The organism is Gordonia sp. Z-3 (assembly GCF_036233855.1).
GTDB lineage: Bacteria > Actinomycetota > Actinomycetes > Mycobacteriales > Mycobacteriaceae > Gordonia > Gordonia tangerina.
The window spans coordinates 168,736-191,338 of the sequence record NZ_JAZARS010000002.1; the positions used below are offsets into that span (position 1 = coordinate 168,736).

General features: G+C 66.6%; 21 protein-coding genes and 1 tRNA gene. 6 read left to right on the top strand and 16 right to left on the bottom strand.

The genetic code is table 11. The features are described from left to right. From VX037_RS02735 to VX037_RS02755, 5 genes are read right to left on the bottom strand one after another with little or no spacing between them, the layout of a single operon-like run. Nucleotides 1-750, bottom strand: coding sequence for an SDR family oxidoreductase (locus tag VX037_RS02735; RefSeq protein ID WP_328713103.1), 750 nt, complete (start codon nucleotides 748-750; stop codon nucleotides 1-3). 57 nt (nucleotides 751-807) lie between these two features. Continuing rightward, nucleotides 808-1,809, bottom strand: coding sequence for a pyridoxal phosphate-dependent aminotransferase (locus VX037_RS02740; protein WP_328713105.1), 1,002 nt, complete (start codon nucleotides 1,807-1,809; stop codon nucleotides 808-810). A 35-nt stretch (nucleotides 1,810-1,844) separates the two neighbouring features. Beyond that, nucleotides 1,845-2,876 (bottom strand): 3-oxoacyl-ACP synthase III family protein, encoded by a 1,032-nt coding sequence (locus tag VX037_RS02745; protein ID WP_328713107.1) that lies wholly within the window; start codon nucleotides 2,874-2,876, stop codon nucleotides 1,845-1,847. Then, the gene (locus VX037_RS02750; protein ID WP_328713109.1) at nucleotides 2,873-3,538 is read right to left on the bottom strand and encodes an SRPBCC family protein; all 666 of its coding nucleotides are present in this window, start codon (nucleotides 3,536-3,538) and stop codon (nucleotides 2,873-2,875) included. Before VX037_RS02750 ends, VX037_RS02745 begins: the two co-directional genes overlap by 4 nt. Next, complete coding sequence (locus VX037_RS02755; RefSeq protein WP_328713111.1) at nucleotides 3,535-5,268, bottom strand: thiamine pyrophosphate-binding protein; 1,734 nt, start codon at nucleotides 5,266-5,268, stop codon at nucleotides 3,535-3,537. The genes VX037_RS02750 and VX037_RS02755 overlap by 4 nt, the downstream gene beginning before the upstream one ends. A gap of 150 nt (nucleotides 5,269-5,418) precedes the next feature. Between VX037_RS02755 and VX037_RS02760 the strand changes: the two genes are divergently transcribed. Next, entirely contained in the window at nucleotides 5,419-6,879 is a 1,461-nt protein-coding gene (locus VX037_RS02760; RefSeq protein ID WP_328713113.1) for a HAMP domain-containing sensor histidine kinase, read from the top strand. Nucleotides 6,880-6,883: 4 nt separating this feature from the next. On the opposite strand, the gene VX037_RS02765 is transcribed toward VX037_RS02760, so the two are convergent. Continuing rightward, the gene (locus VX037_RS02765; protein ID WP_328713114.1) at nucleotides 6,884-7,549 is read right to left on the bottom strand and encodes a response regulator transcription factor; all 666 of its coding nucleotides are present in this window, start codon (nucleotides 7,547-7,549) and stop codon (nucleotides 6,884-6,886) included. 6 nt (nucleotides 7,550-7,555) lie between these two features. After that, nucleotides 7,556-8,449: an Fpg/Nei family DNA glycosylase gene (locus VX037_RS02770; protein ID WP_266059851.1), complete on the bottom strand. Its 894-nt coding sequence runs from the start codon at nucleotides 8,447-8,449 to the stop codon at nucleotides 7,556-7,558. 25 nt (nucleotides 8,450-8,474) lie between these two features. On the opposite strand from VX037_RS02770, the gene VX037_RS02775 reads away from it, so the two are divergent. After that, nucleotides 8,475-9,215, top strand: coding sequence for a 3'(2'),5'-bisphosphate nucleotidase CysQ (locus VX037_RS02775; protein ID WP_235725511.1), 741 nt, complete (start codon nucleotides 8,475-8,477; stop codon nucleotides 9,213-9,215). 18 nt (nucleotides 9,216-9,233) lie between these two features. Here the strand turns inward: VX037_RS02775 and cobF are convergent, their stop codons facing one another. From cobF to VX037_RS02795, 4 genes are all read right to left on the bottom strand, one after another. Next, on the bottom strand, nucleotides 9,234-9,989 hold the full coding sequence (gene cobF, locus VX037_RS02780) for a precorrin-6A synthase (deacetylating) (protein ID WP_235725537.1): 756 nt from the start codon (nucleotides 9,987-9,989) through the stop codon (nucleotides 9,234-9,236). A 6-nt stretch (nucleotides 9,990-9,995) separates the two neighbouring features. After that, on the bottom strand, nucleotides 9,996-10,814 hold the full coding sequence (locus VX037_RS02785; RefSeq protein ID WP_372475337.1) for an SDR family oxidoreductase: 819 nt from the start codon (nucleotides 10,812-10,814) through the stop codon (nucleotides 9,996-9,998). 35 nt (nucleotides 10,815-10,849) lie between these two features. Then, nucleotides 10,850-11,782: a sunset domain-containing protein gene (locus VX037_RS02790; RefSeq protein ID WP_328713115.1), complete on the bottom strand. Its 933-nt coding sequence runs from the start codon at nucleotides 11,780-11,782 to the stop codon at nucleotides 10,850-10,852. Nucleotides 11,783-12,039: 257 nt separating this feature from the next. Further along, entirely contained in the window at nucleotides 12,040-12,480 is a 441-nt protein-coding gene (locus VX037_RS02795) for an SRPBCC family protein (protein WP_328713116.1), read from the bottom strand. A gap of 56 nt (nucleotides 12,481-12,536) precedes the next feature. Between VX037_RS02795 and VX037_RS02800 the strand changes: the two genes are divergently transcribed. Further along, complete coding sequence (locus VX037_RS02800; protein WP_328713118.1) at nucleotides 12,537-14,015, top strand: MFS transporter; 1,479 nt, start codon at nucleotides 12,537-12,539, stop codon at nucleotides 14,013-14,015. Here VX037_RS02800 and VX037_RS02805 read toward each other — a convergent pair. After that, entirely contained in the window at nucleotides 13,975-14,640 is a 666-nt protein-coding gene (locus VX037_RS02805) for a nitroreductase family protein (protein WP_328713120.1), read from the bottom strand. The genes VX037_RS02800 and VX037_RS02805 overlap by 41 nt on opposite strands. Before the next feature lie 43 nt (nucleotides 14,641-14,683). After that, nucleotides 14,684-15,181 (bottom strand): MarR family winged helix-turn-helix transcriptional regulator, encoded by a 498-nt coding sequence (locus VX037_RS02810; RefSeq protein WP_372475334.1) that lies wholly within the window; start codon nucleotides 15,179-15,181, stop codon nucleotides 14,684-14,686. A gap of 70 nt (nucleotides 15,182-15,251) precedes the next feature. Between VX037_RS02810 and VX037_RS02815 the strand changes: the two genes are divergently transcribed. Beyond that, entirely contained in the window at nucleotides 15,252-16,370 is a 1,119-nt protein-coding gene (locus VX037_RS02815) for an FUSC family protein (RefSeq protein ID WP_328713122.1), read from the top strand. 72 nt (nucleotides 16,371-16,442) lie between these two features. Here VX037_RS02815 and VX037_RS02820 read toward each other — a convergent pair. Further along, nucleotides 16,443-16,515: transfer RNA gene (locus tag VX037_RS02820), tRNA-Arg, on the bottom strand. A 264-nt stretch (nucleotides 16,516-16,779) separates the two neighbouring features. Here VX037_RS02820 and VX037_RS02825 point away from each other — a divergent pair. Next, entirely contained in the window at nucleotides 16,780-18,090 is a 1,311-nt protein-coding gene (locus VX037_RS02825; protein WP_372512284.1) for an acyltransferase, read from the top strand. A 127-nt stretch (nucleotides 18,091-18,217) separates the two neighbouring features. After that, nucleotides 18,218-20,389, top strand: a complete 2,172-nt coding sequence (locus VX037_RS02830; protein ID WP_235725498.1) for a glutamine synthetase III family protein — start codon at nucleotides 18,218-18,220, stop codon at nucleotides 20,387-20,389. A gap of 186 nt (nucleotides 20,390-20,575) precedes the next feature. Here VX037_RS02830 and VX037_RS02835 read toward each other — a convergent pair whose 3' ends face one another. Next, nucleotides 20,576-20,947: a TraR/DksA family transcriptional regulator gene (locus VX037_RS02835; RefSeq protein WP_268900523.1), complete on the bottom strand. Its 372-nt coding sequence runs from the start codon at nucleotides 20,945-20,947 to the stop codon at nucleotides 20,576-20,578. A gap of 10 nt (nucleotides 20,948-20,957) precedes the next feature. Further along, nucleotides 20,958-22,559 carry a PucR family transcriptional regulator gene (locus VX037_RS02840; protein WP_235725495.1) on the bottom strand — a complete coding sequence of 534 codons (1,602 nt, stop codon included), beginning with the start codon at nucleotides 22,557-22,559 and terminating at the stop codon, nucleotides 20,958-20,960. Nucleotides 22,560-22,603 lie beyond the last annotated feature (44 nt).

Genomic DNA, 22,603 nt, shown 5'->3' on the forward strand with positions numbered 1-22,603 from the left:
TCACACCATTCGGCGAGTGATGGCTGACGGGAGATGGCGCAATGCCAGCGCAATCGGTCGCCATGGCCACGCCGGAACCGGAGCCCATGCCGATTCCTTCTCGATGGCCGCGACCATCGCGGCGACGCCGGTGTCGGTGTCGGTCATCAGCGCGGTCCGCACACCGCGGTTGATGTCGGTCTCGATGTAGCCGGGCAGCAGCACGGAGACGCTGATGGGCGAATCGGCGAATTCGGCTTGGAGGCCCTGCCCCAGAGCGGAGAGTCCCGCCTTTGATGCCGAATAGGCGGCTTGGGCTTTCGGCAGACCGCGGATCGCGCTCATCGAACTGACCAGCACCAGATGCCCGCGGCCCTGTGCCCGAAAGATCTCGAGAGCGGCCTCGACCTGTGCCAGCGCACCCACCAGGTTCGTCTGCACGGTCTCGATGTTCGCGGCCGCATTGCCCGTACCGATGGGCGCTCCCTTGCCCAACCCGGCATTGACGACGACCCGGTCCAGACCACCGAGTTCGTCGGCGAGCCGCGCGAAAACCGGTGCAACCGATTCGGTATCGGTCACGTCGAGCTGCGCGGTGACCACCTGGGCAGCGGCGGGTTGCAGCTCGGAGGCCAGCTCGTCGAGACGATCGAGCCGCCGGGCACACAATGCCAGCGCGCGGCCCTCTGCGGCGAACCGGCGGGCCATTCCCTCGCCGAGTCCGGAACTCGCGCCGGTGATCAGGATCCTCTGCCGTGTCGTTGCGGTCACGGTTCCCCAACCTACCCGCGCGACCCGGCGACGCCGGCGCGACGCATCCAAGACCGATCAGGCGGTCATGGCGGTCAGGCGCAGCACCTGCATCAGCCGATCGGTGCCCGCCGCGTCACCGACGGTGATACGGATGCCGTCGGAGCCGCACTGCTTGGTCATCACACCGCAACTGCGCAGCAGCCGGCCGATCTCCACACCTTCGTCGCCGGGCACGAACACGAAGTTGGCCTGACTGGGCAGCGTCGGACAGCCGATCGCGGCCAGGGAATCCCGCAGTCGGGCCCGTTCGTGACGCATCGCTCGGACACGTTGTGCCAGTTCGGTGTGCGCGTTCAGTGCCGCCGGAACGGCCGCGATGGCAGCCGTCCCGACCGCGAACGGGATCTCGTCGCAGCGCAGCGTCGCGATGAGCTGCGGCGAGCCGAACGCATATCCGACTCGTAGGGCGGCCAGGCCGTACGCCTTGGAAAAGGTACGGACCACCAGGATGTCATCGTGGTCGGCCGCAAGGGCGAATACATCCGGTGGGTCCGTGGAGAACTCGACGTAGGCCTCGTCGATGACGATCAGCACACCAGGCGGAATCGACTCGGCGAATGCGCGGAGCTGCTCGGTGGCCAGTTGCGCACCCGTCGGATTGTGTGGCGTGCAGATGACCACTGCCACCGTATCGGCACTGATCGCCGCACTCACCGCATCCAGATCGACAGAACCGGCATCCGAGAGCGGTACACCGTCGATCCGCAGACCGGCCGCGCGCGCGAGAATCGGATATCCGTCGAAGGTGGGCACCGGGGTGACGATCGACGGGGCCATGACACCCGATTGCACAGCACGGCGCCGACATTCGCCGAAGGCGACCAATGCGACACCGGTGGCTCCGGCGCCTACGGTGACCCGATCCGGCGGGAGTCCGAGCTGATCGGCGATCTGAACGCGCGTGTGGTCGGGACGGAAGTCGGGATAGTGGTGGACATCGTCGAGACTGCGCCGCAGCGCCGCGGTCACCGAGGGCAGCGGACCGTAGGCGGATTCGTTGAGGTCGAGTCGAAGCACTGGGCGTGGTGTGCCTGCCGGACGTGGCCGCGCTGTCACGGACGGCCACCCCACACCAACGCTGCGGCACCGGAGAAATCGCCGGCGTGCGCGAACGCCGCCGTCATCACGACATCGCCTAACCGGACCCGTCCGTCGGCGACTGCGGCGTCGAGGGTCACCGGAATGGCGACCGCAAAGAGATTGCCGCACTCGTCGAAGGTGTCCGGGTGTCGCTCTTCGGGTAGCTCCATCGCTTCTCGCCAGTTGCGCAGGAAGATTCGATTGGGCTGATTGGTGATGAACCAGTCGAGGTCTGCCGGGGCGACGCCGATGGCATCGGCGACCTCGATCGCCACCTCGGGCACCATCCGGTTGCCGCGCGCGAGAACCTTGGCGATCTTGGCCTCAGTGAATCCGATGTGAATCTGTCCGGGTCCAGCCTCCCAGTACTTGCGTGGCGGGTCGGCGACCCCGGTCATGTCGCCCGAGTACTGGCCGAAGGAGTGGCATGTCACGCCCAGAATCCGACTGCCACCGGCCACATCGAGTCCGATGACCGCCGCCGCCGCACCGTCGCCGGGAATCGCGGCCTGTGGCTTGCCACGCACCTGCGCTTGGGTGAAGACCTGTGCTGCGCTGTTCTGGGCCAGACCGAGCAGAGCGCGACGACCACCGTTGGCGCGCAACAAGGCTCCGGCGAGATCGATCATGTGGACGAAAGCCGCACATCCCCCGTTGTGGACGTCGAGCACGGTCGACGGCCGCAGCCCGAGCCGATGTGCCACCTCACCACCGCATCCGCGCACCGGGACCTCGGGCAACTGACTGTGCGTGAGGACGATGTCGATGTCGTCGAGGAAGTCGGTCCCATTGCGTTCGGTGAGGACCTTCGCTGCGGCGATCATCATGTCCGCAGACGATTCTCCGTCTGCCGCGTGATGCCGGAACGACGGCGCGCGGAACATCGCGTTCCCGGTCAGGTCGTCGTCCTCGGCATACTGGGCGAAGTACTCGGCCGGGACCCGCTTCTCCGGTAGGTAGCCGGCGAGATCGACCAACGTGAGATCGTTGTCGGCACAGGTCATGACCGCATCCAATCCGGGGTGATGGGCAGGTCGTGATGGTGGCGGTACTCCGCGATCGCGGTGAGGTTCTCCAGTTCGAGTTGGTGGCCGGCAGAGAAGGTCTCCCAGAAGTCGCCCACCCACACCGGACGTTCCGGCGGCGCAGTGTCCGGGTAGGGATTCTCGTCGTAGAACGGATGCCGGCAGTTGCACCACAGCACCACCGAACCGGGTTTGTCGAGGACCACCTGGGCGTCGACTACACGCATCAGGTAGATCATCCACAGGTGCCGACCCTGATCCCACGCGCAGTGATAGTCGACCGTCATTGCTTCGGGGTTGGCGACGGTGCGCACGTAGATGTGCGTTTCCGACCCCAGCCGGTCGTCTGCGACCCACAGCCCGTCCTCGTCGGTGGGTGTGAAGCCACGCAAGCTGTAGGTCCATTCCTCCAGCGATCGGGTGTCGGCGAGCCAGTCATAGAGTTCCCGTGGCGGCGCGTCGACAAATCCCTGCACCGGACAGAAGTCGCCGTAGATCTGATGGTGCGGATAGACCGACCGCAGCCGGTCGAGCAGGATCGGGGTGGCGACCTGCCGCGGATGTGACTCGATGCGGGTCAGTCCGTCCAATGTGGCGGCGGCATCGCCGAGGTCGCGTAGTGCCGGTAGCGCGGTGGTCATGAGGGTCCTTTCGGCAGGAGCGGTGCGAACGGCGGGATCTCGTCGGGATCCACGTCGACCACGAGGCAATTCGGCCCGCGGGCCGAGAAGTGGGCAGCCGCGGCGTCACGGAGCTCGCGGCGGCCCGAGGGGTGCGACACCGCCAGAGCGGGGAACATCGCGGTGAGACCTGCCGCGATGTCGGTGGGTCGGAATCTGTTGACGCTGGGGGTGTTCGGGAAGAACCGCTGCTCGCGCGTGATGCACATCCCGTGTGCATTGTTGTTGAGGATGACGAACGTGACCGGTGCGTCGAACTCGATCGCGGTGTGCATCTCCGTGCCGTGCATGAAGAATGCTCCGTCACCGGCGATGACGACCGAGCGAGCACCGCCTCCGGCGATCGTGGTCCGGATCGCGTGTCCGACGCCTGCGGCCAGCGCGTACCCCATCCCACCCATCCCGAGAGCCACCACGAATCTGCCGCGCCCAAAAGGCAGATGATGGATAGCAGCGGCTCCCGCGTTACCGGCATCGGCGAACACCGTGACGCGCGAGGGCAGCTCCGCACCCACGGTCTCGACGACGGTTCGCATGTCCAGGACGCGGGTCGTGCTCGGCGGTACGGGCAGCCGGGTGATCTCGCACGGCACACGCGCCGGCCGTGCGGCGAGCATCTCGCGTACTCGGCGGGTGAGGTGTTCGAGCGCACCGGTGAGATCATCACACGCGTGGTGGTCGACGCCGGGCAGCCGCGGTGCGTGTGCCCCGAGGTGAATCGTTCGCTGCCTCGCGAGCACCTCGTCGAGACCTGCACGATCGGTCATCGACATCCGGCACCCCACCGCGAGACACACCGAGGACCGTTCGAGTGCCCGGTGGGCCGACGGGTGGCCCATCACCCCGGTCACCCCCGCGCATCCATCGCCGCCACGCAGGATGTCGCGGCCGCCCGGCGAGGCCACGACCGTGGCCGCCAGCGCGTTCGCGAGTTCGTCGATCGGGCCGCCGAGTCCCGCGACCGATGCCTGCTCACCAGCCCAGATCACCACCCGACCGGGCGTGGCGGCGACCTGAGCGACCAATTCGGCGGCGAGCCGGTCCAGCTGGGCAACATCGAATCCCGGCACGTCCGAACCTGGCGCACGATGCACGCGGCTGCCAGGACCGGACATCGACGCCGCCTGTACGTCCTTCGGCAACAGGATCGCGGCCGGCAGACCACGATCGAGCGTTGCCAGCGCGGTCCCCAGCGCCGCCGGGACCTCATCGGCGGAGGCGACCACACAACACGAACCGGTCACCGCGGACATCACACCCGCGATGTCGATGGTGTCGGGCGGCGACAACATGTCCTGAAAGGCACCGCGTCCGACCAGAGCTGATGGAGCGGTACCGACCAAGGCGAGCACCGGTACCCGGCTGTCGTAGGATTCGGCTAGCGCCGCAACAACATTGAGTGCACCTCCACCCGAGGTCGTCATCACCGCGGCCGGCCGGCCGGTGACCCTCGCGGTCCCGTCGGCCATGACTCCGGCGGCGAACTCGTGTTTGGCCACGACCGGTGTCATACCGGGTTGGCGGATCGCGGCGTCGTAGAGATCCTCGATGTTGGCGCCGTGTACTCCGTAGAGCACCGATACCGAAATTGACAACAGCTGTTGCACAATGTAATCCGCGACCGACACCGTACTCTGGAGTCCGGTCCCCGACCGATCGGCCGCCGGGTTCTCACGAACGGTGGCGGTCATGAGCACACTGTGCGTCGGAGTACCTGAAGAACCGCTGAAGACGACGCCAGGCGGGACCCTGTCGTGAGCACACCAGAGCTCCTACGATGTGCTCACACGTGCGGTGATCGTCGACGGCACCGGTCATCGTCGACGCCGCGAGGAGCGTCGATGATGCGTATGTCCGAACCGCAGCAGCGCCGGCCGGCGTTTCTGCGGCGCCATCAAGGTGTGCGGGTGCGCTCGACCGTGGTCGCGTGCCTCCTGGTGGCACTCGCACTCCTGATCGGCGCATTCGCGATGTTGCTGATGTTGCACCGCGCCGACAGCCGAGCGATGTACGACTCGACGAGCTACCGCGCCTACGAGATCTCCGATCGCATTCGGGATGCCGGGGTCACCGCGATCCCCGACGAGGAGTTGACCACCGGCACCGGGATCGACATCATCCAGGTCATCGACACCTCCGGACGGGTCGTGACCGCTTCGCCCGGCGCCCTGGCGCTGCCGATCACCGATCGGCAACCGGCCCCGTGGACCGCGGAGACCACCGAGCAGCGCATGGTTCCGGGTGACGACGCGCAGTACTGCGCGACCATCGTCGGCACGGCACACGGGAATGAGCGGTACACCGTGGTGACCGCGGTATCCAGCGGCCCCTATCGGGACGGACTGCTCAACACCGCGGTGATGCTGGCGGTGGGACTGCCGATCCTGGTCGCACTCGCGGGTGTGGTGATCTACTTTTTCGTCGGCCGCGCTCTGCTTCCGGTAGGTGAGATCACCCGGCAAGCCACCATGATCACGAGCTCCGATCTGTCGCTGCGGGTTCCGGTTCCGGGCACCGACGATGAAATCACCGGACTGGCCACCACGGTGAATTCCATGCTCGATCGCCTCGAACAAGGCCGCCAGACCCAGTTGCGCTTCATCGGCGACGCCTCCCATGAGATGCGCAGCCCGCTGACCACCGTCGTCGGCATCCTGGACCTGGCCGACGACACCGACTCCGACGTCGACCTGGCAACCGTGCGCACCATCCTGCTGCCCGAGGCCCGCCGGATGCAGAACATGGTCGATGACCTGTTGTTGCTCGCACGCGCCGACGAACGCGGGCTCGCGGTACGCAGCGACGACGTCGACCTCGACGATGTGGTCGTCGAGGAGGCACGGCGCCTGCGCTTACTCGGTCTGGCGCGGGTGGCGACCACCATCGTCCCCATCCGGGTGACCGGCGACCGGGACAAACTCACCCGAGCCTTGCGCAACGTCGCCGACAACGCGGCGCGCTACGCGGAGTCGCTGGTGACGTTCGACATGCACTCCGACATCGAATCCGGCACGGCAACCATCCGGGTGATCGACGACGGGCCTGGCATCCCCCGGGCGCAGCGGGCAGACGTTTTCGAGCGTTTCACCCGACTCGACATCGATCGGCGCAACCGCGCCGGCTCGGGCCTCGGGTTGTCGATCGTCGCCGAGATCGTGCGGGCGCACGGCGGCACCGTCCGGATTGTCGACCCACCCGCGGGACACGGGACGTCGGTGGAGATCATCCTGCCCGCCGCCGATATGACATCGGCGGTGAGCGTGATGCCGCCGGGTACCGAATTCGCGCCCCCGCCAGGCTGACGTCTCACCCGATCCGGTATCCCGCGCCACGCACCGTCATGATGCTGTGCACGCCGAACGGGGCGTCCACACGCTTGCGGAGATAGCCGATGTACACCTCGACGATGTTCGGGTCACCCTCGAAGTACTGATCCCACACCGAATGCAGGATGTCGACCTTGGAGACCACCGTGCCGGTGTTGCGGATGAGGTACTCCAGGACGGCGAATTCGCGTGGCGTGAGCGCGATCGGACTGTCCCCGCGCCGCACCGTGTGGTCGGCGGGGTCCAGAACCAGGTCGTCGACGACGAGTTGGGCGGGACGTTCGGGCGCGCCTCGTCGCAACAGCGCGCGCAGCCGCGCCTTGAGGACCACCACCGAAAATGGCTTGACCAGGTAGTCGTCGGCACCGAAATCGAGCGCCTCGGCCTGATCGTACTCACCGTCTTTGGCGCTTAACACCAGTACCGGTGTCCACACGTCGCGGCTCCGCAACTCCCGCAGAACGGTGAACCCATTCATGCCCGGCATCAGGATGTCGAGCACGATCACATCGAAATGCCCTTCGGACGCACGCCAGAGACCGTCGATGCCGTCGTGCGCGATGGTCACCGCCCAGCCGTCGCTGACGAGCATCCGCCGGACGGTCTCGGCGGCCCCGGTGTCGTCGTCAACGACGAGTGCGTGCACGGTGCCTCATTTCAGCAACCGCGACATTCGACGGTCGGCCAATACCTTTCCGCCGGTCTGACACGTCGGGCAGTACTGGAACGACCGGTCGGCGAAGGCGACTTCTCGAATCGTCTCACCGCACACCGGACACGGCAGTCCGGTACGGGCGTGCACCCGTAAGCCGGTGCGTTTCTCCGACTTCAGCCTCGCCACCGTCTGACCTTCCAGACGCCCGATGGCGTCGGTCAGCACTGAGTGCACCCCGTTGTACAGGGCATCGATCTGCTCGGGGCTCAGCGACTTGGCCGACGCGAACGGTGACAGCTTGGCCGTGTGCAGGATCTCGTCGGAGTAGGCGTTGCCGACGCCGGCCAACACACGCTGATCGGTCAGCACGTTCTTGATCCGTCCGGTCGTGCCGGACAGAATGGCGCCGAATTCGTCGCGACCGACAGCGAGCACGTCCGGTCCCAGTGTGGCGATGCGATCCACCTCGCCGACGTCACGCACGATCCAGACGGCCAGACGTTTCTGCGTGCCGGCCTCGGTGACGTCGAAACCCTCCCCGGGCAGCCCGCAATGCACGCGCAACGCGATCGGCCCCTTGCCCCCGGGTCGCGGTGGCGTCTGCGAGAGGCCATCACTCCAGCGCAGCCAACCGGCCCGCGACAGGTGGATCACCATCACGATCACCGGGTCGGGAGAGTTCGCGGTGTCGGGTCCCGGCATGGTCCGGATGATCAGGTACTTACCGATCCGGCTGACCGATTCGACAATGCGTCCGGCCAGTGCGCTGTACGGCGGGTCTGCGGTTTTCAGCACGGCCAGCGAGGCCACGTCGACCCGTCGGATCGGGAGTCCGGCGGCTCGTCCGTCGACGTAGTCGGCGATCGCCGCCACCTCAGGAAGCTCAGGCATGTCTCCAGTGTGCTCTAGTAGACGGATGATCTCGCGCCTTTCCGACGCCGACCTGGCGGCTCACATCGCCGAGGGCGCGGGTCAGATCCTTCTCGGCGTCCGACATGGTGACCTACTGACCGGACGCCATCTCGGGGACGTCGGCGACGCGATGGCCCAGGCGTGGATCGCCAATGTCGTCGTGCGCCATCGTCCGCATGATGCGGTGCTGTCGGAGGAAGGCGCCGACATCGGTGACCGAGCCACCACCGAGCGGGTGTGGATCATCGATCCGCTCGACGGCACGCGCGAGTTCGCCGCCGGCTCCGCTGACTGGGCTGTCCACGTCGCGTTGACCCACGACGGACGGGTGACCGATGCCGCCGTCGCACTGCCGGCGGTGGGCGAGGTTTTTCGATCCGACACCGTCACAGCGCCCGATGGTCCGCTCACCGGACGCATGGCGGCGTCTCGGTACGGTGGCTCGTACGAGAGCGCATGGGTGTCGCGGCGACTGTCGCTGAGCATGATCGGCATCGGTTCGGCCGGTGCCAAGGCGATGGCGGTGGTGCGCGGTGACGTCGACGCGTATGTGCACGCCGGCGGACAGTACGAGTGGGACAACTGCGCGCCGGTGGGTGTCGCCCAGGCTGCGGGTCTGCATTGCAGCCGTCTCGACGGGACGCCCATCGTCTACAACCGACCCCAGCCTTACATGCCGGATTTTGTCATCTGCCGCAAGGAGATCCGCGATGACCTTCTCGGTGTGATCGACGAGATCTGGTGAGGGCGGCGGCCGCGGAAGTCACGACTTACGCAGCAGATAGATGTCCATGATCCATCCGATCCGCTCGCGGGCCTGCGCACGGGCGGTGACGATCCGCTCGGCGACGTCGGCGACGCGACCGGAGATCAAGATCTCGTCGTCGGTGCCCACGTAGGCTCCCCACCAGATGTGGTCGTCGGGGTCTGCCGTGTGCCGGAAGGTCAGATCGCCGTCGAGCATGACGATCTGGTTGGCGTCCGCGCCCACCGGAGTATCGGCCAGCCGTCGCCCGGTGGTGATGTGGATGGGTTCCCCGATGCGGTTGGCCGTGATGCGATGTGCGGCGGTGAGCGCACTGGCGCTGGTCACACCGGGCACCACCCGGACATCGATGTCGAGTTCGGAGTGTTCGCACAGATCGTCGACGATCCGCAATGTGCTGTCATAGAGGGCTGGGTCACCCCAGACCAGGAAGGCGGCGACCCCACCGTCGACGAGTTCGTCGGTCAGCACGTCGGAGAGGACGGCAGCGCGAGCCCGATGCCAGCGCCTGACCTCGGCGTCGTAGTCGTCAGGGCTGCGATCACGAGGCGGGTCGACGACCTCGACGACGCGGTGGGTCGGCGCGGCGTGCCGGGCCAGGATCTCCCGTCGCGCATCGGCCAGCGACTGCTTCGTCTGTCCCTTGTCGAGAAGCAGGAACACATCGACGTCGGCCAGGGCGTCGACGGCCTCGAGCGTGAGTTGGCGCGGGTTGCCGGGCCCGATGCCGATGACCCGCAGCGTGATCCGCATCATTGCTCAGCTCCGCACCCTGGGAAGACCGTGTTTGCGTGCGGTCATGTCCAGGATGAACTGGCGCGGCAGCAAACGACGCAGGGCGAAGACCAAGCCGGCTTGATTGCCTTTGGCGTAGAACGGTTTCGGGTGTTCGGCCAGAGCTGCGTCGACAATGACCCGGGCCATCGTGGCCGCATCTATCCCCGCGTCTTCGTTCTTGCGGGTGGCGGCAGCCAACGTCTGGTATTCGGCGGCATACGGCGAGTGCTCGCCGATGTGGATGCTGCGCCGGTCGCCGATACCGGTGGCGATCGTGCCGGGCTCCACTGAGATCATTCGGATGCCATATGGGGCGACCTCGCGACGAGTCGCGAAGGCAAACGCTTTCAACGCGGATTTCGTTGCGGCGTAATTGGACCGGAAGGCCACCGGGAAGCTGGACAGCATCGATCCGACCATCACCACGGTGCCGGCGCCACGCTCCCGCATACCGGGCAGCACCGCTTTCGTCAATGCGATCGGCCCGAAGACGTTGACCGCGAACAGTTTCTCGATCGACTCCATCGAGGTGTCTTCCAGTGCACCGGCTTGGCTCTCGCCGGCGTTGTTGACCAGGATGTCGATCACCCCGACCTTCGCCACACATGCCTCGGCACTGTCGTAGTCGGCGTTGTCGAGTGCGACATAGTTGACACCGCGGATCGGGTCGGCCACGGTCTCGGGATGTCGACTGGTGCCGTAGACGGTGTGACCCCGTTCGACGAACGCTCGCGCGACTTCGGCCCCGATGCCGCTCGATGCCCCGGTGACCAGCACGACCTTGGAATGTGATGCACCCACGACGAACACCGTAGCGCGTCGGTCGCCGACGCCGGTCAGTCGGCGTCGGACCTACGAAAGCGCGCCGCGGCCGCCGCCGACTCGCTGGCGAACCAGATGTCGGGCGCCACCGCATCGTAGGTCGACGACCCCGGTAAGTGATACGTGCCCGAGGACGCCGATGCCTTCACCGGGTAGCCGTCGGGTGCGCGGTCGGAGTCGACGAGGGGCAGGTGCGCACCGAGCGGCACCGGGGTCTTCTCACCGTCGCGGTAATACGACCCGACACCGTCTCCGGAGGCCGACTGTGCCGAACCGAATCCCAACTCCGCGTCGTCGGGCGGGGCCATGACCTCGCTGAGGTCCTCGGCCATGAGCTCTTCCAGGGACAGCGGCATCGTCAGATCGCTGACCTCCGTGGCGGGTCCGTCACCCGAGCCCGACGCCGCTACCGCACCGGAGGCTGATTGCGCGGGCGCCGGTCCGGTGGCCGCTGCCACCGTGTCCGCCGTCCCGCTGTCTGCCGCGGACGACTCCACCTCCGATGGCAGCCCTGCGGGCGGTTCGCCCATCGTCACCTCATCATCGGCCGCGGATTCTGCCTGCTCAGCCGGCTTCGTCCGGAAGCTCTCGACTGGCGCGGCGGCCTCCGGACCGATCTCGTCGAGACGTTGGGCGGCGGCCGCGACCGGTTCACCGTCGGGCTGCTCCGCGGTGGCGGCCGCCCGTGGCGCTGCAGACTGCCGGAACGTGGTGAACAACCAGATCAGGAGCAGACCCACGAGAATGAGCAGGAACGGGACCAGCAGCCACCACCAGTCGCTGCCCTCGGTCTCGTCGGCGGCATTCGTGTCAGCGCCGGAGGCACCAACACCGATGGGATTCGCGCCGGCCTGCGACGCCACGAAGAGCACGTGACTCGCCACGATCGTCGCGCCGAGCACGATTCCGGCCGTCCGCTGTGTTCGTCTGCGCGTTCTCGTCATCATGGCACCCCGACTCCGTCATCATCGAAGTTCTATCGGTCCTGTCATCCACGGCGGCACGAACCGCCCAAGATACCAATCTGTTTCATTTGCCAGTCGAACATACACCGATATCACTCCGACAACCGGTAAACGCGCGCAGGCAAATTCGCACCAAGACGTAAGGACTTGTCATTGCACTGCTGCGCGTAGGCGGATTTTTGGCCGATCTGTGACGGAAATACATTCTGCGACGCCATTTCCGGACCGCAGCACCTGCGTCAGGCGAGCCGGGAAACCTGCTCGACGAGATTCTTGTCGGTCTGCCGGACAGCTTGGCCGGCGAACGGTTCCACCAGGCTGCCGAGGGCACGTCCGGCCAGGCCACCCGGCAATGTGTAGACGAACTCGACATCGACCTGAGTCCCGGCCCCGGCGTCGACAAAGTTCCAGGTGGTGTTGGCCGAGAATCCCTCGACCGATTCAAGCCGAATGAGTTCGTTCTCGACCCATTCCACGGTTTCCACAGTCGAGGTCAGAGTCTTGGGACCCACTTTCATGGTTACCGCGAACTGCGATCCGACGCCGTCGGTGGCCTCGGTCACCGGGACGAATCTGGTGACCCCGAAGAAGAAATTCGGCACATTCTGATGATCGTTGATGTAAGCGAACACCCGATCACGTGGCACCTCCACCGACGACCTGTGGCGGATCGTCCCCATTGTTTCCTCCCGGTTGCTTCTTGACCACACCCCGACGGTCCGATATCCGTCGGAACATGCCGGATCAGGATCGCTCGACGCCCCCCGGTTCCGGCGCACCCGACTCTGCCACACCCGGAACCTGGCGGGAACTGTTTGACCGTGGTCACCGCGCTGCGGTCACGGTGTTCGCAGGCGGCATCGCCGTGTTCGCCATCAACACCTACCTGACTGCGGCATCATTGCCGACCGCCGTTGCCGAGATCGGCGGCCAGCTCCTCTACGCCTGGGTGATGACGGTCTTCCTGATCACCTCGGTGTTCTCGTCGATGTTGGTGACGCGAACGCTGTCCCATTGGGGCGCGCGGGGTGCATATCGCGTGGCCTTCGGACTGTTCGGTGTCGGCTCGCCGGTGTGTGCCCTGAGTCCGGTGATGCCGGTCATGCTGCTTGGCCGCGGATTGCAGGGACTGGGCGGCGGACTGCTGACGGGCCTGTCCTTCGCTGTCATCCGGCTGGCACTGCCCGAACGCCTCTGGGTGCGAGCCGTGGGTTTCGCATCAGCGATGTGGGGTGTCGGCAACCTCATCGGGCCGCTGCTGGGCGGCCTGTTCGCCCAGGTCGGGTTTTGGCGGGGTTCCTTTTGGCTGCTGGTGATCGCGTCTGCCGCGATGGGCGGACTGGTGCGGGCGTTGCCGGCGGGGCGGCGCGCTGAGTCCGACGCCGCATCACTGCCGGTGGCCTCGCTGGGCTGGCTCGTAGCCGCCACCGTCTGCGTGTCGGTGGCCGGCATCGTAGACGGGTTACGGGTGCCACTGATCCTCCTGGGTGTGGCGGCCGCGCTGTCGATCGGCTTCATCGTGGTCGACCGTCGCGGTGACGCCGGATTACTGCCGCGGTTGACCTACCGTATCGGCAACCCCCTCAAGTGGATATACGTCTCGATCGCGGTGCTGGCCATCGGCTCGACCGCCGAGGGTTTTGTTCCGCTGTTCGGCCAGCAGATCGCCGGGATGCCACCGCTGGTCGCCGGCATGCTCGGGGCGGCCCTGTCCTGGGGATGGTCGAGTGCGCAACTGACCAGCACCACGTGGGTCAACGGCGAGCGGGCCACCGCGGTGCGGATTCTGGGCCCGGGCGTTCTCGGCGCCGGTCTCGCGGGGTACGGAGCGCTCCAATTCGCTTCGACCCCTGGGGTCATCGCCGCCTGGTTCCTCGCGCTGTTCGTCGCCGGAGCAGGCATCGGCATGGCGTTCCCGCACATCGCGACCGCCGCCATGACCATCACCCGCGACGACACCGAGGCGGCTCGGGCGTCGGCCGGAGTCAACACGGTGCAGATGGTCGCCAACACCTTCGGATCCGCGATGGCCGGACTGCTCGTGAGCGTCGGTGCGACGGTCTCCACAGGCGCGAACCCGGCGGTCACGTCGGCACGATTTCTCGGATTCGGGTTTGCCGCGATTGCTGCCGCAGGCGTTGTCGCTGCGATCGCATCGGTGCGGCCTGCCACGGTCAGCCCCGGAAAGCAGGTCCGTCGTACTGATCGATCGTGACGAACTCGTCGACCGCCTGTCGACGCAGTTTCGTCAACTGTTTCACCGGTTTTCCGATCGGAACGACGGCTGCCACCGCGTGGTCGGCCGGTAATCCGAGCAGGTCCCGGACGGCCGGCTCCTGGGCGATCGCCATGGACGTGAGATTGCCGCCGTACCCCTCCGCTCTGGCACCCAGCAGGATGTTCCAGACCAGTGGGTAGACGCTCGCCCCACTGACCACACCCACCCGGTCGAGGAACTGATCCACCGCGGCAACGCGTCCCAGATCCACCGACACAACCAGTACCACCGGAGCTCGGCGAATCGGCTCGACGAAACTCGCTGGGACAGCGGTTTCATCGATGATGTCAGGCGCAACTGCGGTCGGTACAACGGGATTCCACGGGTTCTCGCCCGCGTTGCGTTGCGCCACATAGCGTCGGACCGTCGGCTCACCCAGTTCGCTGAGACGCTGCTTGATCTCGGCATCACGGATGACGATGATGTGGGCTCCCTGACGGTTGCCGCCGCTGGGGGCGAACCGCGCGTTGTCGAGGATGCGCCACAGTATGTCATCGGGTAGCGGGTCGTCGGTGAACTGTCGCGCTGCGAAGGTGGTCCGCATGATGTCGTAGAGCTCCATGCGTCCACTATGCCCCGCAGGCCAGGCGCCGTCAGCGACCCGATCAGCCGTGCACCGCCGCCGACACTTTTCGCAACAGCGCGGCCAGTGACTCCCGCTCGTGCGCAGTCAACCCCGACAACGCGACCTCGTCGTCGGCGAGACGACGCGGTAGTTCGGCGTCGACCAGTGCCCGCCCGGCGTCGGTGGGTTCGAGCAGCACCACCCGCCCGTCGCGCTCGGACTTCCGGCGCACCAGCAACCCGCGGCGGGCGAGATTTTCGGTGATCTTGGTGATCGAGGCGCCGCTGAGCATCGTCGTGGAGACCACCTCGCTGGCCCGGAGCGGCCGCGGAGAGCGAGTCAACGCTCCAAGCACGTCGTACTCCGATCTCGACACCCCATGCGGCTCGAGCTGGCGGTCGAGGTGGTGGCTGCTCGCGGTGGCAATATGCTGGATGCGGCCCAGGATGCCGATCGGGCGCATATCGAACTCGGGGTATGCCTTCGCCCACTCGGCTTGAATTCGATCGACGAGGTCGGGCACTTCTGGGCCGGTCACAGCCGTCATCGTAGGCCCTGCCAGCTCGCGTCGATTTATTTCACTACTAAAATAGTGATAAAGTAACGACATGACCACATCCCTCGTCGAGCACGCGCGCGCCCGTCACGACGCGCTGACGCATGCGCTCCGGCCGTCGGTGTGGCGGGCCACGCTGTCGGCAGACCTCGCACGTCTGAGCGTCGCCGCGCCGCTACGGGTGGGATTCGCGGTGGCCTGCACACTCGTCATCGGCGGGATGACCGGGCACCGCGACGTCGCCGGCCTCGCTGCGTTGGGCGCTCTGATCGCCGCATTCTGCCGCGCGGATCCATTTCGGGTCCGCGCCGGTCGTCTCGCAGTGCTCGCGATCGGGATCGTCACGTCGGTGGGCGTCGGCGCAGTCCTGGGCCTCACCGACGCACCGATGGCAGCCGAGATCGCCGCCATCTCGGTACTGGCAGGCGCGGCCGCGCTCGGGGTCGCCGCCCTGCACATCACCGGCCCTGGCGCGATCGTCTTCGTGTTCGCGGCCAATGCCGCCACGGGATTCACTGACGACGCAACGGATCTCACGCGCGCACTTTCCGCGACAGCACTGGGCACCGTTGTCGGCGCGGGGGCATCGCTGGCACCGTGGATCTGGCGCCGGTACCGCGCGACGGCCATCGACTCGACACCGGTGCACTACCACTCCCTCTGGCGCACGTTGCGCCGTCGGCCGCAGCCCGACTTGCTGATCAACAGCGGTCGAATCGTGGTTGCCACTGCGGCGAGTGCCGCCATCGCCGTCGGTATCGGTTTCTCACATCCGATGTGGGCCGCGATGGGCGCCCTCGCCGCGATGCAGGGTGTCTCCTATCACCTGACCGTCCAGCGCGGCGTACAACGCCTCCTCGGCAACATCGTCGGCGCCGTCGTCGCCGCGGCATTGCTGGGTATGGGTCTCGGCTACTGGGGTGCGGTGATCGCGATCGTGGCGTGTCAGGTCATCGCGGAGATCTGGGCGCCGGTGAACTACGCGGTCACCTCGCTGGCGGTGACTCCGATGGCGCTGCTGCTCATCGCCATGAGTGCCGGCCTCAGCCCGCAAGCAGCGATCGACCGGGTCGCCGACACTCTCATCGGGGTGGTGTTGGGGATCGTGGTGGCTGCGATGACGATCTCGGTCGGCGACCACCCGGGCCGGAGGTCGGCAGGGATGTCATAGTGCGCCCGCGTGAATCTCTGTCAAACTACACAGTGGGCGCACACCGACCGGAGGTCGGCAAGAATGTCACAGTGCTCCCGGCAGGATTCGAACCTGCGACACCGGCTTTAGGAGAGCCGTGCTCTATCCCCTGAGCTACGAGAGCGGATCGACCGGACCGATCGAACACAGTGGAGTGTACGGCACCCCACACCCGACCCTGATGGACGCGTCCGTGGGCTGCGGACACCCGGGGAGCGCGTCGATCGCCAGTCCCCGGCCGCACCTCGAGGCGCGGCTGTCACCGCCACCTCGCCTGTGTCCCAGACCACAACTACGGTGCGGTTCACCGCTGTGACCAGCGAAAATCTGCCAGGCTGTGAGATCTGTTGATTCTCCTGCCAGGAAATGCCCGTAAACTGCGCGACGCATGACCGTCGAAAGACCAGGAGGGGTGGAGTTGCACAACGGCGCCGATACGACGCCGACGGAGACACGTGGCAGCGTCTCCGCTCCCGGCACCACCACGATGGCACCCAGCCCAGCCACAGCCGCCACTGCGCCGCCGTCGGCGAAGGCTGCGCGCGCCCACACCGCCGACCTGGTCCGTGTCCTGCTGTTCACCGGCGTCGTGATCGCGCACAGCATCAACGGGATCAACACCACCCCGGACGTCATCCGGTCCAGCAACCTCGTCGGCACCCTGCTGCACCTGACGCGCTACGGCTTCGTCGCGGTGACCCTGTTCGTGCTGGTGCTCAGCACTCGCGACCGGCCGATGGCGCCGCGCACCTTCTGGCGTCGCCGCTTCGGGCTCGTCGTCTGGCCCTATCTGCTGTGGACGATCATCTACGCGATCACCGATCACCTGGTGATCGCCGGCAACCCGTTCGGTTCACCCGGTCAGTTCTTCGGCGACCTCGCCGTGAACATGGTCGACGGGCAGGGCAAATATCAGCTTTACTTCCTGCTGATCTCGATGCAGATCTATCTGGCCTTCCCGGCCATCGCGTGGCTGTTGCGTCGCACCGAGAACCGCCACTGGGCAGTGCTCGGGGCGGCCGGGGCCATCCAGATGTCGATGTTCGTGGTGTATCAGTATCTCCCCCGGCCCAGCGGCGACGCGTGGACGGTCGTCTACGAGAACCTGTGGAAGACGCTGCCGATGTACGCCTTGTTCGTCGCGATCGGCGCGCTCGCGGCTTACCACCATGAGGCCGTCGAGCGGTGGCTGCGCGACCATGTCGTGTGGGTGATCGCAGCGGGATTGATCGGCACCGCGTTCAGCGTCTCCGCCTATCTGCTGGCCACCGCCCCGGGCGACGTCCCGCTGCAGGCCAACACACCGTGGAATCCCGCCACCCTGCCGTGGCTGATCGGCGGGCTCGCACTGTTGTGGCTGGCGGCGATGGGCTGGGACGACCTGCGAGCCGCCGGCCGCTCGGTGGGCGCGCGGGCGGTCAGCATCGCGACGATTCGCGCATTCGGTGTGTTCGCCGTCCACCCACTGATCCTGGACGTGCTGGCACGGATCGGGTTCATGTCCGCACTGTTCGACTGGTTTCCCAACTCGGCCGCGCTGCGGTCCATCGCGTTGGTGGTGGTCACGTTGGCATTGTCATTGGTCGTCGTCGACCTGCTCTTGCGGACGCCGCTGAGCCGCTGGCTGGTGGCCCGGCCCCGCATTCCACTCCGCCGCGCCGAGCGATCTTCAACGATCGTTCAGAATTCACACAAGTGACGCCAGTTTTCCTGGTCGTCACATCTGCGAAATAGCTCAGGTACCTCCTGCTCATAGCGTCGTATCGCTTGCACAACGAGCTTGTCGGGTGTCCGTGGTCCGGCAGGCGACGAACCCAGGAGTGACCATGAGTGGCAGCATGTCTCGCCGTCAAGCCATCGAAGCAGTGACCACCTACGAGGTGGAAACCGACGGCTTCCCCGAACCCTTGGCAGATACCTTCGGACGCAACGTCTTCACGCTCGGGGTGATGAAGAATCGGCTTCCCAAACATGTCTTCAAGGCGGTGTCGGCGACCATCGACAAGGGCGCGCCGCTCGACCCGGCATTGGCCGATTACGTCGCGGTGGCGATGAAGGACTGGGCCATCGAGAAGGGCGCCACCCACTACGCGCACGTCTTCTACCCGCTGACCGGTTTCACCGCCGAGAAGCATGACTCCTTCCTCGAGCCCGACTCCAGCGGCGCGTCGCTGGCGGAGTTCCAGGGCAAGACCCTGCTGCAGGGCGAACCGGATGCGTCGAGCTTCCCCAACGGTGGACTGCGCGGCACGTTCGAGGCGCGCGGCTACACCGGTTGGGATGTGACCAGCCCGGCCTACATTCTGGAGAACCCCAACGGCAACACCCTGTGCATCCCCACGATCTTCATCTCGTGGACCGGTGAGGCGCTCGACAAGAAGACTCCGCTGCTGCGCAGCCAGCAGGCGATGAGCAAGCAGGCCATGCGGGTGCTGGAGCTGTTCGGTCACACCGACATCGACACCGTCGTCTCCTACGCCGGCGCCGAGCAGGAGTACTTCCTGATCGACCGCCACTTCTACTTCTCGCGTCCCGACCTGATGTCGACCAACCGCACCCTGTTCGGCGCCAAGCCGTCGAAGGGTCAGGAGTTCGACGACCACTACTTCGGCGCCATCCCCGACCGGGTGCTGGCGTTCATGATCGAACTCGACCGTGAGCTCTTCAAGCAGGGCATCCCGGCCAAGACCCGGCACAACGAGGTCGCGCCAGGCCAGTTCGAGATCGCGCCGGTGTTCGAGAAGTCCAACCTCGCCCACGATCACCAGCAGCTCATGATGACCACCATGAAGAAGGTCGCCGAGCGTTACGGCATGGTGTGCCTGCTGCACGAGAAGCCGTTCGCCGGTGTCAACGGGTCAGGCAAGCACGTGAACTTCTCGCTGGGCAACAGCAACCAGGGCAACCTGCTCAACCCGGGCGACACCCCGCACGAGAACGAGCAGTTCCTGGTCTTCTGCGCCGCCATCATCCGCGGCGTGCACAAGTTCGGCGGGCTCCTGCGCTCCTCGATCGCCTCGGCGTCCAACGACCATCGCCTCGGCGCCAACGAGGCGCCGCCGGCCATCATCTCGATCTTCCTCGGCGACCAGCTCGCCGACGTCTTCGACCAGATCGCCAAGGGCGGCGCCAAGGAATCCAAGCAGACCGGTGTGCTCGAACTCGGCGTCGACACCCTGCCGCCGCTGAAGGCCGATGCCGGCGACCGCAACCGCACCAGCCCGTTCGCCTTCACCGGCAACCGCTTCGAGTTCCGTGCCCCCGGCTCCAACCAGTCGATCGCCGACCCGATGATCGCGATCAACGCGATGCTCGCCGACTCCCTCGATTACGTCGCCACCTTCCTGGAGAAGGAACTCTCCGACGGCACCGAGTTCAACTCTGCTGTGCAGAAGCTGCTCTCCGACATCATCGTCGAACACGGCAAAGTGGTGTTCAACGGCAACGGTTACTCCGACGAGTGGCAGGAGGAAGCGGCCTCACGCGGCCTACTCAACCTGCGCACCACCGTCGACGCGATGGCGCAGCTCGACGAGCCGGCCATCAAGTCGGTGATGAGCGATTACGGCATCCTGAGCAACCGTGAGCTCGAGGCGCGCAAGGAGGTCGTCCTCGAGCAGTACGCGCTCGCGCTGCTCGTCGAGGCGAAGGAGTCCCTCGAGATCGCGAAGACGATGATCCTGCCCGCCACCAACCGCTACCAGGGAGAACTGGCCGCAACCGCGGCGAGCCTGAAGGCCGCGGGCGTGGAGACCGACCATCCGGTGATGCTGACGGTGACCAAGAACCTCAAGGATCTCTACACCGCGATGGTCACGCTCGAGGAGGCCATCGACCAGTTCCACGGCGACTCGGTCGAGGCCGAAGCGGAGTACGCGCTGAAGTCGTTGATCCCGGCGATGACCGAGGTCCGAGAGGTCGCCGACAAGCTCGAGACCATGGTGGCCGACGACCTGTGGCCGTTGCCGACCTATCACGAGATGCTCACCATCCTCTGATCACCGCCCGCTGATCAGCGCCGGGCGGCGCTCGGCCGCCCGGCCACGCTTCGGCGACAAGTGCCTCAGAGAACAACCCGAACAGCGGGTGTTCTCTGGGGCACTTCGCTTTCCGTACGGGGTTCGTATCCGAGTGGGGTGCGCTTCGATGAGCGCAGCGTGGTTCTGCGTTGCCGGAGCGGCAGATCACCACCGACGCGTCGAACCTCGCGACGCGCAACCGATGCACAACCGCGCGGCCGGAAGGGCCTCGAGCCGGGCATCGGAGATCGGCTCACCGCAGCGCTCGCACCGCCCATAGGTACCAGCGTCCGCGCGGCTCAGCGCGGCGTCGAGTTCGTCGAGTCGCACCCGCGACCGCTCCAGCTGCGCGACCAGTTGGCCACGCTCCACCGCGAGTGTCGACCCCTCCGGGTCGTGCTCGTCGTCGGAGCTGGAGTCCGCGGTCGCCTCGATCACCGCCGCCAGACGCGCCGAGAGCTGTTCGATGAGTCGCGTCGTCTCGGTTCGTTCACTGTCCAGCACGCGCCTGATGGCGTCGCGGGCGTCGCCGGTCATCTCGATCCCCTCATCCACGTATAGCCCTCAACGACAGCGCCACCACGAGCCGCGTCGCGGGATCGTCCAGATCCATTCCGGTGAGCGCCTGTAACCGACGAATGCGGTAACGCAACGTGTTCGGGTGTACATGAAGCGCCGCAGCCGCCGTACGGACGTCGCCGAAGTGGTCGAGGTAGGTGCGCAGAGTGATGGTGAACTGGCTTCGCGTGCGTTCGTCGGTGTCGGCCAGCTCGACAACCCGACTGTCCACGAGTTCGGGGTTGGCTGCCAGATGCGCCACGATCTCACCGAGCAACACACCCGTCTGCGATTCCTCGACGGTGGCGACGTCGCCGATCAATTCGCCCTCACGTTCGGCCGCATCGAGGACCCGATCGACCTGGCCGCGCAGCCTCGGCACCGATTCGAGTCCGACGTCCGGGCCGGCGACGACCACCCGCAGGCGGGCGCCGAACTGTCGCTCGGCTGCGTCGATCGCCGCTCGCGCCCACGCCACCGTCGCCTGGGCGGCCACCCGGGGCGCGACCACATATATCCGGGAGCCCAGCGTCCCGGTCACCGACAACGGGCTGAATGCGCTGGCGTGCAGGGTGACCGCCGAAAGCTCGCCTGGGCCGATCGATCCGGCCGGCGACGACGCGAGACCGGCCACCACTACGGTCGCGTCAGGCACCATTCCGAGTTGCGCCGCAAGGTACTCGGGGTCCACGATCTCACCGCGTACCCCGAGTAGCCGGCGGACGGTCACGGCGTGGTCGTTCCCGCGGGCCCGGCCACGCGAGATCACCCGCGCCGCGACGGCGGCCGCGCCGGTCAACACGTCGTCGGTATCCTCGGCGAAGTCGACGGCGCCTCGTTGCAGCCAGATGGCCCCGAGGAACTCCCCCACCGCCGAGCCCGCCGCCCGGATCGCCACCGCACGCCGCGCGCGGATGCCGAGGTCGGCGTGTTCGTCCACCCGAATCACCTCCGACGACGTGCGCAGCGTGTCCATCACCCCCCAGGTCCGCAGCCAGGCCATCATCTCCGGCGGACCCTCGCGGCCCAGGATCGAAAGCCTGCGCAATTCGTCCGCTTCGTCGCCGGCGCGGCTGTAGGCCAGTACATGCGACCGTTCGTCCTCGATACTCACCAGAGCACGGGTGCGTCGAGCTAGTTCGGCCGCAAGGTCGAAGAGGTCGCCGGTGGCGCCCGTCCGCATCGATTCGCCCTGCGACTCACCGCCCGCCTCGGCCTCCAGCACGCGCATGATGAGGTGATAGATCCGCTCCCATCGGGCATGCGGGTCGACGGCGACTACCGCGGTTCCGGTGGCCTCTGCACGTACCACGACCTGCGCCGATGGCGATTTACAGAACACCGCGACCGGCGCGCGGGAGTCGAGGCCGCACAGCCAACTGTGCAGCGTGTCGTCGGGGACCCCGACGAACAGGAACATGTCCGCTCCACGCGCCGCGCGTCCCAGACCGAGACGGACGTCGTCGACATCCAGCAGCGCTGCGGAGGAGACGATCGCGTCGAGACCCGCGGGTGCGGTGATCAACTGCGCGACCGTACGGTCCAAGGCCAGTAGCAGCCGTCCGATGGATACACCTGCGGACACGGACATGATTCCAGTATGCCTGCGGTTCGTTGTTCGATCCGACAAAGAGT

What these genes read in the sequence shown, in the direction of transcription:
- VX037_RS02745 (WP_328713107.1), bottom strand. Translation starts at nt 2,876, where the DNA reads ATGACCTGTGCCGACAACGATCTCACGTTGGTCGATCTCGCCGGCTAC.
- VX037_RS02750 (WP_328713109.1), bottom strand. Translation starts at nt 3,538, where the DNA reads ATGACCACCGCGCTACCGGCACTACGCGACCTCGGCGATGCCGCCGCC.
- VX037_RS02755 (WP_328713111.1), bottom strand. Translation starts at nt 5,268, where the DNA reads ATGACCGCCACCGTTCGTGAGAACCCGGCGGCCGATCGGTCGGGGACC.
- VX037_RS02760 (WP_328713113.1), top strand. Translation starts at nt 5,419, where the DNA reads ATGATGCGTATGTCCGAACCGCAGCAGCGCCGGCCGGCGTTTCTGCGG.
- VX037_RS02770 (WP_266059851.1), bottom strand. Translation starts at nt 8,449, where the DNA reads ATGCCTGAGCTTCCTGAGGTGGCGGCGATCGCCGACTACGTCGACGGA.
- VX037_RS02775 (WP_235725511.1), top strand. Translation starts at nt 8,475, where the DNA reads ATGATCTCGCGCCTTTCCGACGCCGACCTGGCGGCTCACATCGCCGAG.
- cobF (WP_235725537.1), bottom strand. Translation starts at nt 9,989, where the DNA reads ATGCGGATCACGCTGCGGGTCATCGGCATCGGGCCCGGCAACCCGCGC.
- VX037_RS02790 (WP_328713115.1), bottom strand. Translation starts at nt 11,782, where the DNA reads ATGATGACGAGAACGCGCAGACGAACACAGCGGACGGCCGGAATCGTG.
- VX037_RS02795 (WP_328713116.1), bottom strand. Translation starts at nt 12,480, where the DNA reads ATGGGGACGATCCGCCACAGGTCGTCGGTGGAGGTGCCACGTGATCGG.
- VX037_RS02800 (WP_328713118.1), top strand. Translation starts at nt 12,537, where the DNA reads ATGCCGGATCAGGATCGCTCGACGCCCCCCGGTTCCGGCGCACCCGAC.
- VX037_RS02805 (WP_328713120.1), bottom strand. Translation starts at nt 14,640, where the DNA reads ATGGAGCTCTACGACATCATGCGGACCACCTTCGCAGCGCGACAGTTC.
- VX037_RS02815 (WP_328713122.1), top strand. Translation starts at nt 15,252, where the DNA reads ATGACCACATCCCTCGTCGAGCACGCGCGCGCCCGTCACGACGCGCTG.
- VX037_RS02825 (WP_372512284.1), top strand. Translation starts at nt 16,780, where the DNA reads ATGACCGTCGAAAGACCAGGAGGGGTGGAGTTGCACAACGGCGCCGAT.
- VX037_RS02830 (WP_235725498.1), top strand. Translation starts at nt 18,218, where the DNA reads ATGAGTGGCAGCATGTCTCGCCGTCAAGCCATCGAAGCAGTGACCACC.
- VX037_RS02835 (WP_268900523.1), bottom strand. Translation starts at nt 20,947, where the DNA reads ATGACCGGCGACGCCCGCGACGCCATCAGGCGCGTGCTGGACAGTGAA.
- VX037_RS02840 (WP_235725495.1), bottom strand. Translation starts at nt 22,559, where the DNA reads ATGTCCGTGTCCGCAGGTGTATCCATCGGACGGCTGCTACTGGCCTTG.